13 protein-coding genes are annotated in these 13,592 nt (G+C 64.8%); 5 read left to right on the forward strand and 8 right to left on the reverse strand.

Translation table 11 applies throughout. The features are described 5' to 3' along the window. Positions 1-2 precede the first annotated feature (2 nt). The 5 genes from lptG to rsmA all read left to right on the forward strand — a co-directional run bounded on the left by lptG (position 3) and on the right by rsmA (position 6,602). Entirely contained in the window at positions 3-1,085 is a 1,083-nt protein-coding gene (gene lptG / locus EOD29_RS06390) for an LPS export ABC transporter permease LptG (RefSeq protein WP_127246208.1), read from the forward strand. Then, complete coding sequence (locus tag EOD29_RS06395; RefSeq protein WP_066995713.1) at positions 1,085-3,499, forward strand: LPS-assembly protein LptD; 2,415 nt, start codon at positions 1,085-1,087, stop codon at positions 3,497-3,499. The genes lptG and EOD29_RS06395 overlap by 1 nt, the downstream gene beginning before the upstream one ends. Positions 3,500-3,705: 206 nt before the next feature. After that, the gene (locus tag EOD29_RS06400) at positions 3,706-4,632 is read left to right on the forward strand and encodes a peptidylprolyl isomerase (protein ID WP_066995711.1); all 927 of its coding nucleotides are present in this window, start codon (positions 3,706-3,708) and stop codon (positions 4,630-4,632) included. Positions 4,633-4,710: 78 nt separating this feature from the next. Then, positions 4,711-5,745: a 4-hydroxythreonine-4-phosphate dehydrogenase PdxA gene (gene pdxA / locus EOD29_RS06405; RefSeq protein WP_127246209.1), complete on the forward strand. Its 1,035-nt coding sequence runs from the start codon at positions 4,711-4,713 to the stop codon at positions 5,743-5,745. After that, a complete protein-coding gene (gene rsmA / locus EOD29_RS06410) occupies positions 5,742-6,602 on the forward strand; it encodes a 16S rRNA (adenine(1518)-N(6)/adenine(1519)-N(6))-dimethyltransferase RsmA (RefSeq protein WP_127246210.1) in 861 nt (286 codons plus the stop codon). Before pdxA ends, rsmA begins: the two co-directional genes overlap by 4 nt. A 48-nt stretch (positions 6,603-6,650) precedes the next feature. On the opposite strand, the gene gmk is transcribed toward rsmA, so the two are convergent. The 8 genes from gmk to fabD all read right to left on the reverse strand — a co-directional run bounded on the left by gmk (position 6,651) and on the right by fabD (position 13,544). Next, positions 6,651-7,325, reverse strand: coding sequence for a guanylate kinase (gene gmk, locus EOD29_RS06415; RefSeq protein ID WP_066995702.1), 675 nt, complete (start codon positions 7,323-7,325; stop codon positions 6,651-6,653). Between the two features lie 5 nt (positions 7,326-7,330). Then, complete coding sequence (locus tag EOD29_RS06420) at positions 7,331-8,221, reverse strand: YicC/YloC family endoribonuclease (protein ID WP_095800078.1); 891 nt, start codon at positions 8,219-8,221, stop codon at positions 7,331-7,333. 155 nt (positions 8,222-8,376) lie between these two features. Then, positions 8,377-9,606, reverse strand: coding sequence for an endolytic transglycosylase MltG (mltG, locus tag EOD29_RS06425; protein WP_095800079.1), 1,230 nt, complete (start codon positions 9,604-9,606; stop codon positions 8,377-8,379). A gap of 103 nt (positions 9,607-9,709) precedes the next feature. Beyond that, positions 9,710-10,972 carry a beta-ketoacyl-ACP synthase II gene (gene fabF / locus EOD29_RS06430; RefSeq protein ID WP_095779177.1) on the reverse strand — a complete coding sequence of 421 codons (1,263 nt, stop codon included), beginning with the start codon at positions 10,970-10,972 and terminating at the stop codon, positions 9,710-9,712. A 34-nt stretch (positions 10,973-11,006) separates the two neighbouring features. Beyond that, positions 11,007-11,243, reverse strand: coding sequence for an acyl carrier protein (locus EOD29_RS06435; protein ID WP_006203723.1), 237 nt, complete (start codon positions 11,241-11,243; stop codon positions 11,007-11,009). Positions 11,244-11,557: 314 nt separating this feature from the next. Beyond that, positions 11,558-12,295 carry a 3-oxoacyl-[acyl-carrier-protein] reductase gene (gene fabG, locus EOD29_RS06440; protein ID WP_127246211.1) on the reverse strand — a complete coding sequence of 246 codons (738 nt, stop codon included), beginning with the start codon at positions 12,293-12,295 and terminating at the stop codon, positions 11,558-11,560. Positions 12,296-12,400: 105 nt separating this feature from the next. Continuing rightward, a complete protein-coding gene (locus EOD29_RS38010; protein WP_292083607.1) occupies positions 12,401-12,520 on the reverse strand; it encodes a hypothetical protein in 120 nt (39 codons plus the stop codon). A gap of 82 nt (positions 12,521-12,602) precedes the next feature. Further along, complete coding sequence (gene fabD / locus EOD29_RS06450) at positions 12,603-13,544, reverse strand: ACP S-malonyltransferase (protein ID WP_127246212.1); 942 nt, start codon at positions 13,542-13,544, stop codon at positions 12,603-12,605. Positions 13,545-13,592: the final 48 nt, after the last annotated feature.

Here is a 13,592-nt window from a genome sequence, read left to right on the forward strand (position 1 = left end):
CGATGGGCTGGACGCTGGGCCGTTATTTCTTCTTCCGCTACGTGTCGATCACCATCTGGTTCTTCCTCGGCCTTTTGGCGCTGGTGTTCCTGATCGATTTCACCGAACTTTCGGGCCGCACGACCGGACTGCCGGGCTTCACCTACGGCACCGCCTTCGCTATTTCGGCGCTCAGGATGCCGATGATCATGCTGCAGACGGTGCCTTTCGTCGGGCTGTTTTCGGCGATGGCAACGCTGGTGTCGCTCAACCGCCGCTACGAGCTTGTCATCGCGCGCTCGGCCGGGGTTTCGGCCTGGCAGTTCCTGTTCCCGTGCTGCGTCGGCGCGCTGATGTTCGGCCTGTTGTCGGTCGGCGTGCTCAACCCGATCGCCGCGCACGGCTTTTCCTGGTCGGAGCAGATGGAAAACCAGCTGCGCGCCGGCAAGTCTAACGCCGTCACGGAGGACACGACGCCCTGGCTGAGGCAAAAGACCAACTCCGGCGACACCATCATCGGCGCCCGCGCCATCCTCAACCAGGGGCTGGAAATGGCGGACGCGGTATTCTTCGTCCTCGACCAGCAGGGCAACATCGTCGAGCGCAAGGACGCCGCGCGCGCCTTCCTGCGCGACGGCTACTGGGAATTGCAGGACGTCAAGCTGTTCAAGGACGGCAACATCCGTGCCGAGACCTCCGACCGCGTGGCCACCAACCTCAAGCCGGAATTCGTGCAGGAACGCCTGGCGCGCCCGGAAACCATCCCGTTCTACGATCTGCCGGCAAAGATCGAGGTTGCCCGCTCCTTCGGCCTCAAGGCAAATGCCTTCGCCATGCAGTTTGATTCGCTGGTGGCGCTGCCGTTCCTCCTCGTCGCCATGACGCTGATTGCGGCAACAGTTTCAATGCGATTTGCGCGGATGGGGCAGTCGGCGACGATGATTCTGGGTGGCGTCCTGGCCGGCTTTCTGCTTTATGTCGTTTCGGTACTGGTCAAGGCATTCGGGGTCGCCGGATTCGTGCCTACAATGGTGGCTGCATGGGTTCCGGTTGTCGTGGCTATGTTCTTCGGGGTGACTTTTCTGCTATACAAGGAAGACGGCTAGTGAGGGAGGCTGGTTTGCGCAGCCATAGGCAGGCCGGCCTGGCACGCCTTTATGGGGCGACAGCCTTGGCATGTTTGTTCGCTTGCGTGGTACCGACGGTGCCGGCGCTGGCGCAGACCATCACGGCGAAGCCTGTTCCCTCCGGCACACAGATGCTGCTGGCCGCCGATACGCTCGTCTATGACAACGACAAGCACACGGTGACGGCCGTCGGCGGCGTGCAGATCGACTATGGCGGCAACAAGCTCGTCGCCCAGCGAGTGGTGTACAACCGCGATACCAAGCGCCTCGTCGCCAGCGGCGCCGTCGAGCTCATCAACAGCGACGGCACCAAGATCAATTCCGAGCATATCGACATCACCGACGATTTCGCCGACGGCTTCGTCAACGCGCTGCGCGTCGAGACGGTCGAGAAGGCCTATTTCGCCGCCGAAAGCGCCGAACGCATGGGCGGCGTGCTGACGACATTCCACAACGGCATCTACACCGCTTGCGAGCCTTGCGAGGACAAGCCCGACTCGGCGCCGACATGGCGCGTCAAGGCGAGGAAGATCATCTGGAACGGCGAGAAGAAGACGGTTCGGTTCGAGAATGCGAATTTCGAGTTCTTCGGCTATCCGCTTGCCTATTTGCCAGCCTTCGAGATCGCCGACCCGACGGTCAAGCGCAAGAGCGGCTTCCTGATCCCCGGCATCGTCTACAACAACAACCTCGGCGTCGGCCTCAAAGTACCCTACTATTTCGCGCTCTCGCCGACCTATGACCTGACCGTCACCGGCAGCGGCTACACCAAGCAGGGCTTCCTCGGCGAGGCCGAATGGCGGCAGCGCTTCAACAATGGCGAATACAGCCTGAAAATCGCCGGCATCAATCAGCAGGATCCGGACGCCTTCATCGGCACGGGCAATCGCTTTACCGTCGATTCGGGAGAGCCAAACGATCCCAACAAGTTCCGCGGCATGATGGGCACCAAAGGCCAGTTCGCCATCAACGAGCGCTGGAACTTCGGCTGGGACGTGCTGCTGCAGACCGACAAGAATTTTTCGCGCACCTATAACATCGACGGCTACAACGACCTCGTCCACCAGTCGTCGATCTATCTGACGGGCCTGAGCGACCGTAATTATTTCGACGTCAGGGCAATGCGATTCGAGGTGCAGGAAGACACGCTGTCCAGCGACCCGACGGCGCGCTCCGCCAAGCAGCCCTGGGTGCTGCCGTCGTTCGACTACGCCTATATCCCCGACATGTCGGTGGCGGGCGGGCAGTTGTCGCTCAACGTCAATGCGCGCGTCATCAGCCGCGACCGGCTGGACGCGGTGCTGGCCAATCCGCTCGACGACACTTCCATCAACAACGTGCGCGGCCTCGAGGGCCAGTCCAGCCGGCTGACGGCGGAGGCCGAATGGAAGCGCACCTTCACCACCGATGACGGACTGCAGCTGACGCCGCTGCTCGCCTTCCGTGGCGACGCCGGCTATGTGTCGACCACATCCGAATCGCTGGCGGCGGTCAACCAGATGGCGGCGAATCTCGGCGAGGATGTCGATATGCGCTCCTCGCTCGCCCGCTACATGGCCACGCTCGGCCTGGAGATGCGCTGGCCTCTCCTGTTCTCGATGTCGAACTCCAGTCATGTCCTGGAACCGACAGCGCAGATCTTCGTGCGCCCGAACGAGCAATATGTCGGCGGGCTGGCCATTCCGAACGAGGACGCGCAGAGCTTCGTCTTCGACGCCACGACCCTGTTCGAACGCGACAAGTTCTCCGGCTACGATCGCATCGAAGGCGGCACGCGCGCCAATGTCGGCTTCCGCTACTCCGGCGCCTATGGAAACGGCTGGGGCACCAACGCCATCTTCGGCCAATCCTACCAACTGGGCGGCGAGAACTCCTTCGACGCGCCGGACCTCGTCAATGTCGGCGCCTATTCGGGCCTGCAGACCGCCAAGTCCGACTATGTCGGCCTCATCGGCTTCAACAGCCCGAGCGGCTTCTCCGGCTCGCTCAGCGGCCGGTTCGACGAGCAGACATTCGAGGTCAGGCGCGCGGAGATCAAGGCGGCCTATTCCGGCCTGCCGGTTTCGCTCAGCGCCAAATATGCGTTCATCCAGGCGCAGCCGCTCTACGGCTTCGCCACGGACCGCCACGAGGTCACGCTCGGAGCCTCTACGCACCTGGCCGAGAGCTGGCGGGTCTTCGGCACCGGCACCTACGACCTGGAGACAAGCGTCCTGGTTAAGGACGGCGTCGGCTTCGCCTATAACGATTCCTGCTTCACCTATGTGATGACGTTCTCGCAGACGCGCGATACGGTCACCAAGGAGGTGTCGCAGAATATCGGCTTCAACCTGTCGTTCCGCACGCTCGGCGATTTCGGCTCGTCGACCAGCGGCGTCGACACGATCCAGTAAGCGGAGGCAGCGCCGGTCACGGCGTGCGCCGTCGCTGGCGTGAAGCTTGGTTTGGCGCGTGATCCTTCGAAAGTGGGGCCCATTCTCGGGGTCATGCGCCGGCGACATTGTTTCGCCGCATAGGACGGGCATGGGGTCGACCACATAGCGCATGCGTTCGGAGGACGTGCGGCGCCGTCGTGGCGGATAGGAATTGGGAAGGTGAGATGAGGAAATACCTGTTTTCGGCAGGATTCGCGCTGCTGGTGGCGGCGACCTCGGTTTCGATCGCGGCAATGACGCCGCCGGCATTCGCCAGCCAGATCAAATATGTCGTCAACAACATACCGATCACCACCGGCGACATCGCCCATCGCGCCGCATTCTTCAAGCTGCAGCGCAAGAAAGGCGACGCGGCCAAGGAAATGATCGACCAGACGCTGCGGCTTGCCGAGGCCAAGCGGCTCGGCATCCGCATCACCGACCAGCAGGTCGACGCCGCCTATCAGCGTTTTGCCTCCAACAACAAGATGCCGCTCGCGAAGCTCGACGCCGTCATGGCGCAGTCGGGCGTCACGAAGGAGCATTTCAAGGAGTTCATCCGCGCGCAGATGGCCTGGAACCAGGCGCTTGGCGCGCGCTACCGCTCCGGCGAGGGTGGCTCGGTGACTGAGCAGGATGCGGTCCGCCGCATGCTCGACAAGGGCGGCTCCAAGCCGAGCGCCACGGAATATATGCTGCAGCAGGTCATCTTCGTGGTGCCCGCTTCCGAGCGCTCGGCCACGCTTGCCAAGCGCAAGCGCGAGGCCGACGCCATGCGTGCCCGCTTCAACGGCTGCAACACCACGCGCGAATTCGCCAAAGGGCTGATCGACGTCACGGTGCGCGATCTCGGCCGCGTGCTGGCGCCGCAATTGCCGTCGGACTGGGCCGAACAGATCAAGGCGACCAAGGTCGGAGGGGCGACGCCGACGCGCGAGACCGAACGCGGCGTCGAGTTCATCGGTATCTGTTCCTCGCGCGAGGTTTCCGATGACAAGGCCGCCCAGATGGTGTTCCAGGCCGAAGGCGGCAGCAACGACAAGGACGCCGACGAGCTCAGCAAGAAATATGTCGAGGAACTGCGCAAGAAGGCCACCATCGTCGAGCGATAGGCCGTTTCGGCGCATGACAGAACAAGGCTCGAGCCACCCGCCCTGCTTCGAAGCAGATATGGCGCCGCACGTGACGCCATGAGCGCAGGTAGGACCGACGCGCCGCTGGCGGTCAGCGTCGGCGATCCATCCGGCATCGGGCCCGAGATCGCCATCATCGCCTGGCAGGCGGGCGACAGCGCCGGCGTGCCGCCCTTCTACCTGCTCGCCGATCCTGCCCTGATCAAGGCGCGGGCGCGTCAGATCGGGGCCAACGTGGCGATCATGGAGACCTTGCCGGGGCAAGCGGCGCATCACTTTCCCCGCGCACTGCCCGTTGTCCCACTCTACGCCCGGCATCTGGACAGTCCCGGAAAGCCGAATTCGGCCAATGCCGCGGGCACCATCGAAGCGATCGACCGCGCCGTCGCCGACTGCCTCGCCGGCCGCGCCGCCGCAGTGGTCACCTGTCCCATTGCCAAGAAGCCGCTCTACGACACCGGCTTTCGCTTTCCCGGCCACACCGAATACCTGGCGCATCTGGCCTCGCGCCACACCGGCGCCGAGGTGACGCCGGTGATGCTGCTTGCCGGGCCCGAATTACGCACGGTTCCGGTCACCATCCACATCGCGCTTGCCGAGGTGCCGAAGGTTCTGACGAGCGAGCTGATCGTGGCCACAGGACGTATCACCGCGGCCGACCTCGAGAGCCGCTTCGGCATCGCGCGGCCCAGGCTCGCCATAGCCGGGCTCAATCCGCATGCCGGGGAAGGCGGCGCGATGGGCACGGAGGATCTGTCGATTGTCCTGCCTGCGGTCGAGGCGCTTCAGGCCGAGGGCATCGACGCTGTCGGGCCGTTGCCGGCCGACACGATGTTCCATCCGCAGGCACGCGCCGGCTATGACGCAGCCCTTTGCATGTATCACGACCAGGCGCTGATCCCGGCCAAGACGCTGGCCTTCGACGAGGCCGTCAATGTGACGCTCGGCCTGCCCTTCATCCGCACCTCGCCGGACCACGGCACGGCGTTCGACATCGCCGGCAAGGGCATTGCACGCGCCGACAGCCTGATCGCGGCGTTGAGGCTGGCTCGCCGCCTCGCCGACAGCGGCCGCCGGACTGCGGCGGCATGAGGCTCGATTTGACCGGGGGGCGCACGACCATCGACGGATTGCCGCCGCTGCGCGAGGTGATCGAGCGCCACGGTTTGCAGGCGAAGAAGGCGCTCGGCCAGAACTTCCTGCTCGACCTCAATCTGACGAGCAAGATCGCGCGCGCGGCCGGCGACCTCAGCGAGACGACCGTGATCGAGGTCGGGCCCGGCCCCGGCGGGCTGACCCGGGCGCTGCTCTTCAACGGCGCCAAACGCGTGATCGCCGTCGAGCGCGACGAGCGCTGTCTGGAAGCGTTGGCGCAGGTGTCCGGCCATTATCCCGGCCGGCTCGAGGTCATTCCCGGCGATGCGCTGAAGACGGATTTTGCCGCGCTTGCCGGCACGACGGGCGGCAGCCCGGTGAAGATCGCCGCCAACCTGCCCTACAACATCGGCACGGAGCTTCTGATCCGCTGGCTGACGACGGCCGACTGGCCGCCCTTCTACCAATCGATGACGCTGATGTTCCAGCGCGAGGTGGCCGAGCGCATCACAGCAAGCCCGGGCAGCGACGCCTATGGCCGGCTTGGCGTGCTTGCCGGCTGGCGCACCGAGGCAAAGATCGTCTTCGACGTGCCGCCGCAGGCTTTCACTCCGCCGCCGAAGGTCACGTCCTCGGTGGTGCATCTGGTGCCGCGTGCATCTCCCCTGCCCACCGACGGCAAGAGGCTGGGGCGCATCACCGAAGCCGCCTTCGGCCAGCGCCGCAAGATGCTGCGGCAAAGCGTGAAGAGCTTGGGCGGAGAAGCCCTGCTCACCCGCGCCGGCATCGACCCGACGCGCCGGGCCGAGACGCTGAGTGTGGAAGAGTTCGTAAGGTTGACGAACGCGCTGTAGCCCGCCGGCCTGCTTCTCCCCTTGTGGGAGAAGGGGAGGCACTGCCTCTCACTCCGTCTTCTCGTCCAGCAAGCCCGAGATGAAATCGAACAGGCCCGGCCGACGGTCGCGGCGCAGGCGCTCGGCTGTAACGATTGCACGCACCTCGGCAAAGGCGCGGTCGAGATCGTCGTTGACGATGACGAAGTCATATTCCTTCCAGTGCTCGATCTCGACGCGGGCATTCTTCAGCCTGGTCTCGATGACCTGCTCCTGGTCCTCGGCGCGGCGCTTCAGGCGCGCCTTCAACTCCTTCATTGAAGGCGGCAGGATGAAGATCGAGACAATGTCGGCGCGCATCTTCTCCTTGAGCTGCTGGGCGCCCTGCCAGTCGATGTCGAACAGCATGTCGCGGCCTTCGGCAAGTGCTGCCTCGGCCGGCTCGCGCGGCGTCGCATAGAAATTGCCGTGCACCTCGGCCCATTCGAGCAGCGCGTCGGAATCGCGCAGCCGTTCGAACTCGCGCATGGTGCGGAAAAGATAATGGACGCCCTCGATCTCCGAGCCGCGACGCGGCCTGGTGGTGACGGAGACCGACAGCTCCAGGCTCGAATCGCTTTCCAGAAGATTGCGCGCGATCGTCGACTTGCCGGCGCCCGACGGCGACGACAGCACCAGCATCAGCCCGCGGCGGCGGATGCGGGACCCCAGATCCCTGGCGGCCGTAGGCTCCTTGGCAACCATCCCCGTCACTCCAGATTCTGAACCTGCTCGCGAAACTGATCGACCACCGCCTTGAGCTCCAGCCCGATCGCGGTGACCGCGGCGGCATTCGACTTGGAACACAAGGTATTCGATTCGCGATTGAATTCCTGCGCCAGAAAATCGAGCTTGCGGCCGACGGCGCCGCCGCTGGAAAGCAGCGTGCGGCCTGATGCGACATGCGTTTTCAGCCGGTCGATCTCCTCGCGGATATCGGCCTTGGTGGCGAGGAAGGCCGCTTCCTGATGCAGACGGACCGCGTCGAGATTGGCCGACGCATCCATCAGCAGGCGGACCTGTTCGGTGATGCGCTCGCGGATCGCCGCCGGCTCGCGCGACGGGTCGGCCTCGGCCTTCAGCGTCAGCGCCTCGATGGCGTCGATATGGCCGGACAACAACTTGCGCAGCGCGGCACCTTCGCTCTGCCTTGCCTGCTGCAATCCGGCCAGCGCCATGTCCAGCGCCGACAGGATCGTCGCGTCGAGGGCGGCGCGCTCCTCCTCGGTCTCGACCGTCTCCAGGATGTCGAGCACGCCGCGCAGCGCCAGCAGACCGTCAGCCGTCGCCGGCGCGGTGCCGAACTGCTCCTGGAGGCGCTTGGCCAGTCCCGCCAGGTCCTTCAGGAACGCCTCGTTGACCACCGGCTGCGCCTGCTGGGCGGCGGCGCGCGCGACAGTCAGCGTTGCCTGGAAATTGCCGCGCGCGAAGCGCTTCTGCACGGTCTGCCTTACAGCGGGCTCCAGCCGGTCGAAACCCTGCGGCAGCCTCAGCCTGACCTCGACGCTCTTGCCGTTGACCGATTTGACTTCCCAGGCGATCGACGTGCCGTCGAGCTCAGCGACGGCTCGCGCGAAACCGGTCATGCTCTGCACGTTCATGATGCGTGTCACCCCTTGACGCAGGCCCGGCGCGATTGCCCGAGCATGCGCCCCTAGCAAGACGCCGGACCTCTGGCCAGCGTCGGATGTCCCCTCAAAACATGAATACGGCCCGGCGTCAAAGGAGGCGGGCCAGATCCGGCAATCACCGCGTCCTACTGGGCCGCGTCGCCATTTTCGCCGCTGGCGCCTGCACTGGCACCGTCGTCGGGAGTGGCCGGCGCCGTCGTCTGGCCGGAGGCCTTGGCCGCCGTATCGGCCTGCTTCTTCTGCACCGCCCGATAGCGGGCGACGTTCTGATTGTGCTCTTCCAGCGTCGCGGCAAAGACATGGCCGCCATTGCCGTCGGCGACGAAATAAAGGTCATCGGTCTTCGAAGGATTGGCCACCGCCTCGAGTGCGGCGCGGCCCGGATTGGCGATCGGCGTCGGCGGCAGGCCTTTGATCAGATAGGTGTTATACGGCGTCTGCTTCTCGATGTCGGACTGATAGATCGGCCTGTCGGCCGGTTTGCCCTTGCCGCCGAACAGGCCGTAGATGATGGTCGGATCCGACTGCAGCCGCATGCCCTTGGCGAGCCGGTTGAGGAAGACCGCGGCCACGCGCGAGCGCTCGTCGCCCCTGCCCGTCTCCTTCTCGACGATCGAGGCCAGGATGACGAAATCCTCCATATTGGCGATCGGCAGGTCGGGCGCGCGATGCGCCCAGACGTCCTCGACCAGCTTCTTTTGGTCGGCGACCAGCTTTTCGACCATCTGCTGTCGGGTGGCGCCGCGCGTGAAGCGCAGCGTGTCGGTCGCGATGCTGCCCTCGGGCGGCATGGCCGCCGGCATGTCGCCGGTCAGCGCCTCCTGCTCGGCCACGCGCTGCAGCGCCTGCTCAACCGTCAGCCCCTCGGGGATGGTCAGCGAATACATCACCGACTTGCCGCTCTTGAACAGCTCCATGATGTCGCGCATCGAGGCCCGCGGCTTGATGGCGTATTCGCCGGCCTTCAGCGCGGAATCGTTGCCTGTGGCACGCACCCCCAGCCTGAAGATGCGCGCATCGCTGACCAGGCCGCGCCGCTCCAGCTGGTCGGCGATCTCCTGAACGCCGGTGTTCGGCTTGACCATGAAGGTGTCGCCATTGGCCGACGGACCCGGCTCAATGAAGGCCTGCATGCCGAAATAGAGTGCGGCACCCGAGGCAAGCACGACCAGGATGACCAACGAAAGGAAGAAATTCAGAAATACGACGACCTGGCTGCGCGACGCGCGCGAGCGTTTCGACGGCGGCGGCGTGCCAGCCTCGGGGCGCAGCGCCTCGGCGGCTGTCTTGGGCACGATCGGTCCTTGCGCCTGACGCTGTCCGAATTCTCCACCGCCGCCCGGATTTGTATTCATGGCGCCCTACCGTCTGATCTTGCAACGAATCCCCTAGCCGAAGTGTAGGGGCAAATTTGGCAAAAATGACGGCAGGCGGCGGACCTGCCGGTAGGCTGAATGTTCAGCCATCGTAACGTTGGAAGACGAGCGAGGCGTTGGTGCCGCCGAAGCCGAAGGAGTTCGACAGCGCCACATCGATCTGGCGCTGGCGCGGCTTGTTCGGCACGAGATCGATCGCCGTCTCGCGTTCCGGATTGTCGAGGTTGATGGTGGCGGGGGCAATGTTGTCGCGGATTGCGAGGATCGAGAAGATCGCTTCCGCGGCGCCCGCAGCGCCCAGCAGATGACCGATCGACGACTTGGTGGACGACATCGAGATCTTGGAAGCGGCATTGCCGACCAGCCGCTCCACGGCGCCGAGCTCGATCGTGTCGGCCATGGTCGAGGTGCCGTGCGCATTGATGTAGTCGATGTCGGCGGGCGAGAGCTTCGCCCGATTCAGCGCCGCCGTCATGCAGCGGAAGGCGCCGTCGCCGTCCTCGGCCGGGGCGGTGATGTGATAGGCATCGCCGGTCAGGCCGTAGCCGGTGACCTCGGCATAGATCTTGGCGCCGCGCGCCTTGGCGTGTTCGAGCTCCTCGAGGACGACGACGCCGGCGCCCTCGCCCATGACGAAGCCGTCGCGGTCGCGGTCATAGGGGCGCGAAGCGATCTCGGGCGCATCGTTGCGCTCGGTGGAGAGCGCGCGGCACGCGGCGAAACCTGCCATCGAAAGCCGGGTGATCGGCGCTTCGGCGCCGCCGGCCACCATGACGTCGGCATCGCCCCAGATGATCAGCCGCGCGGCATCGCCGATGGCGTGCGCGCCCGTCGAGCAGGCGGTGACGACAGCATGGTTCGGGCCTTTCAGCCCGTGCCGGATGGAAACCTGGCCGGAGACCAGGTTAATGATCTGTCCGGGGATGAAGAACGGGCTGATGCGGCGCGGGCCGCGCTCCTTCAGGATCATCGCGTTCTCGGCGATGCCGTCGATGCCGCCGATGCCCGAACCGATCAGCACGCCGGTGGCGCACTGGTCCTCATGCGTCTCGGGCTTCCAGCCGGAATCGGCCAGCGCCTCGTCGGCGGCCGCGATGCCGTAGAGGATGAAGTCGCCGATCTTGCGCAGTTCCTTCGGCTCGAGCACGGCCTCGGGATTGAAGGTGCCGTTCGAGCCGTCGCCGCGTGGAATGACGTGGGCGATCTTGCAGGCAAGGTCGTCCACCTCGAATTCGGTGATGCGGCAGGCGGCGCTGCGGCCGGAAAGCAGTTCCTTCCAGCTGTGCTCGACACCCATGCCGAACGGCGAAAGCAGGCCAAGGCCCGTGACGACGACTCGCCTCATCGCAGGTCCTCCCCGGCGATACCCGCGGAACGCCTCAGGCCGAGGCCTTGTCGATATACTTCACGGCATCGCCGACAGTCAGGATGGTCTCGGCGGCGTCGTCTGGAATCTCGACGCCGAACTCTTCTTCGAACGCCATCACGAGTTCGACCGTATCGAGGCTGTCCGCGCCCAGATCGTCGATGAAGCTCGCCTGCTCCGTCACTTTGTCGGCATCGACGCCGAGATGCTCGATGACGATCTTCTTGACGCGCTCTGCGGTGTCACTCATTTGGGGCCTCGTCTTACGTTGTGTTGTCTTCGTTAGCGGGCGGAATGCCGCTAATCAAGCTGAAAGATGGTCTTGTGGGAAACGCAACGCCACAGGACCGGTTTTTGCCCGAACCGCCGGGTTGCCGGCCGCATTACACGAAAAACAGCGGGCGTCCAAGCCGAAATGGCTGTTTTCACAGGCGCCCGGGGCTCGGTCGCCCAGGTGTGTGAGATTCAGCTCAAGCCGAGCCGAAAATGGCGGCTTTCGAGGGCCGGAGCGGAAGCGCAGGAAGCCGCCGTTTGCAGGCCGGCATCACCTGAATCTCAAATACCCTAGATCATCGCCATGCCGCCATTCACGTGGATGGTCTGGCCGGTGACATAAGCCGCCTCATTGGAAGCGAGATAGGCGACGGCCGAGGCAACTTCGGCGCTGGTGCCCATCCGCCGCGTCGGAATCGCCGCCATGATGGTCTCTTTCTGCTTGTCGTTGAGCTTGTCGGTCATGGCCGACTCGATGAAGCCCGGGGCGACGCAGTTGACGGTGATGTTGCGGGTGGCGATCTCCTGCGCCAGCGACTTGGAAAAGCCGATCATGCCGGCCTTGGAGGCGCAGTAATTGGTCTGGCCGGGATTGCCGGTGACGCCGACCACCGAGGTGATGTTGATGATGCGGCCATGGCGGCGGCGCATCATCGGATGGGTGAGTTCACGAGTGAGCCGGAACACGGCGGTCAGGTTCACCTCGAGCACGGAATCCCAGTCGGCGTCCGACATGCGCACGAACAGGCCGTCCTTGGTGATGCCGGCATTGTTGACCAGGATGTCGACGCCTTCGAGATCGGCCTCCGCCTTCTGGCCGAGCGCCTTGACCGCGTCGCGGTTGGTCAGATCCGCCGGGAAGAGCTTTACGCGGTCGCCGAGCTCGTCGGCCAGCGTTTCCAGCTTCTCGACGCGGGTGCCGTGCAGGCCGACGATCGCGCCCTGGCTGTGCAGCACCCTGGCGATCGCCTCGCCGATGCCTCCCGATGCACCGGTGACGAGCGCCTTACGGCCGGTCAGTTCGAACATTGCTTCAACCTCATTCTTCCGGACGCCCCGCGAGCGACCCTCGTTCCGCATTTTGTCATGTTGTCCAGGCCATATCAGAAGTTCTCGGCGCTCACGACCGATTCTTCACCAAGCCTCGATCCGCTCCAGCACTTCCGCAGCCCAGTAATAGTCCTCGAGATCTTCGAGTCCACGTTCAACGAAGTCACGCAGGTATTCGGCTTTGCTTCGATCAGTCATCGCCACGAGATCGTCGAGGCGATGCTCGACTTCGGGAGAAAGACGGATGGAAGTAGGAATGCCGCACCTGCCAGCAAGAGTTTCCCGTTTATCCTAAAGTTGCCAGCGCCGCCTCGACTTCCGCGGCCGCGCCGATGGCGCCGGTCGCGATATCGCGGTTGATGCGTCGCGCCAAGCCTGACAGCACCTTGCCGGCGCCAACCTCGTAAAGCGTCGCGACACCTTTGGCGCCGAACCATTCCACCGTCTCGCGCCAGCGCACGCGGGCGACGACCTGCTCGACCAAGCGGCGGGCAATCTCATCCGGGTCGCTGGTCGGCGTGACCGAAACATTTGAGACGATGGGAACCACCGGCGCGCTTTTCGCGACCCCGCCCAGCGCCTCGCGCATGATATCGGCGGCTGGCGTCATCAATGCCGAGTGAAAAGGTGCCGAGACCTGCAGCATCAGCGCCCGCTTGGCACCCTTTTCCGCGCAGAGCTTCGCCGCCAGTTCGACGGCCGCCTTGGCGCCGGAAATCACCAGTTGGCCACCGCCATTGTCGTTGGCGATCTGACAGACAGAGCCTTGTGCCGCTTCGGCGCAGGCGGCTTCGACATCAGCCTGCTCCAGCCCGATGATGGCAGCCATGGCGCCCTCGCCCGCCGGCACCGCCGCCTGCATGGCGTTACCGCGGGTGCGCAGCAGTCGCGCGGCATCGGCCACCGAAACGAAGCCGGCTGCGGCAAGCGCCGAATATTCGCCGAGGGAATGGCCTGCGACATAAGCCACCTTGTCCTTCAGCGAAAAACCGCGCGATTCCAGCGCCCTTACGGCCGCCAGCGACACCGCCATCAGCGCCGGCTGGGCATTGGCCGTCAGCGTCAGCGTTTCTTCCGGCCCTTCCCAGATCAGCTTCGACAGTTTCTCGCCGAGCGCCTCATCGACTTCCTCGAAGACGCGGCGCGCCTCGGGAAAGGCATCGGCGAGGTCCTTGCCCATGCCGACGGCCTGGCTGCCCTGTCCCGGAAAGGTGAATGCGACGGCCATGTTAGCGTCTCCAGCGGCTGGTTTTTCCCTGCCTCTGGCGCAAGGCGG

This window comes from Mesorhizobium sp. M1A.T.Ca.IN.004.03.1.1 (assembly GCF_003997555.1).
Lineage (GTDB): Bacteria > Pseudomonadota > Alphaproteobacteria > Rhizobiales > Rhizobiaceae > Mesorhizobium.

Bases quoted from the DNA above. Each gene is read 5' to 3' on its own strand.
- lptG (WP_127246208.1), top strand. From the start codon at position 3: ATGGGCTGGACGCTGGGCCGTTATTTCTTCTTCCGCTACGTGTCGATC.
- EOD29_RS06400 (WP_066995711.1), top strand. From the start codon at position 3,706: ATGAGGAAATACCTGTTTTCGGCAGGATTCGCGCTGCTGGTGGCGGCG.
- pdxA (WP_127246209.1), top strand. From the start codon at position 4,711: ATGAGCGCAGGTAGGACCGACGCGCCGCTGGCGGTCAGCGTCGGCGAT.
- rsmA (WP_127246210.1), top strand. From the start codon at position 5,742: ATGAGGCTCGATTTGACCGGGGGGCGCACGACCATCGACGGATTGCCG.
- gmk (WP_066995702.1), bottom strand. From the start codon at position 7,325: ATGGTTGCCAAGGAGCCTACGGCCGCCAGGGATCTGGGGTCCCGCATC.
- EOD29_RS06420 (WP_095800078.1), bottom strand. From the start codon at position 8,221: ATGAACGTGCAGAGCATGACCGGTTTCGCGCGAGCCGTCGCTGAGCTC.
- mltG (WP_095800079.1), bottom strand. From the start codon at position 9,606: ATGAATACAAATCCGGGCGGCGGTGGAGAATTCGGACAGCGTCAGGCG.
- fabF (WP_095779177.1), bottom strand. From the start codon at position 10,972: ATGAGGCGAGTCGTCGTCACGGGCCTTGGCCTGCTTTCGCCGTTCGGC.
- EOD29_RS06435 (WP_006203723.1), bottom strand. From the start codon at position 11,243: ATGAGTGACACCGCAGAGCGCGTCAAGAAGATCGTCATCGAGCATCTC.
- fabG (WP_127246211.1), bottom strand. From the start codon at position 12,295: ATGTTCGAACTGACCGGCCGTAAGGCGCTCGTCACCGGTGCATCGGGA.
- fabD (WP_127246212.1), bottom strand. From the start codon at position 13,544: ATGGCCGTCGCATTCACCTTTCCGGGACAGGGCAGCCAGGCCGTCGGC.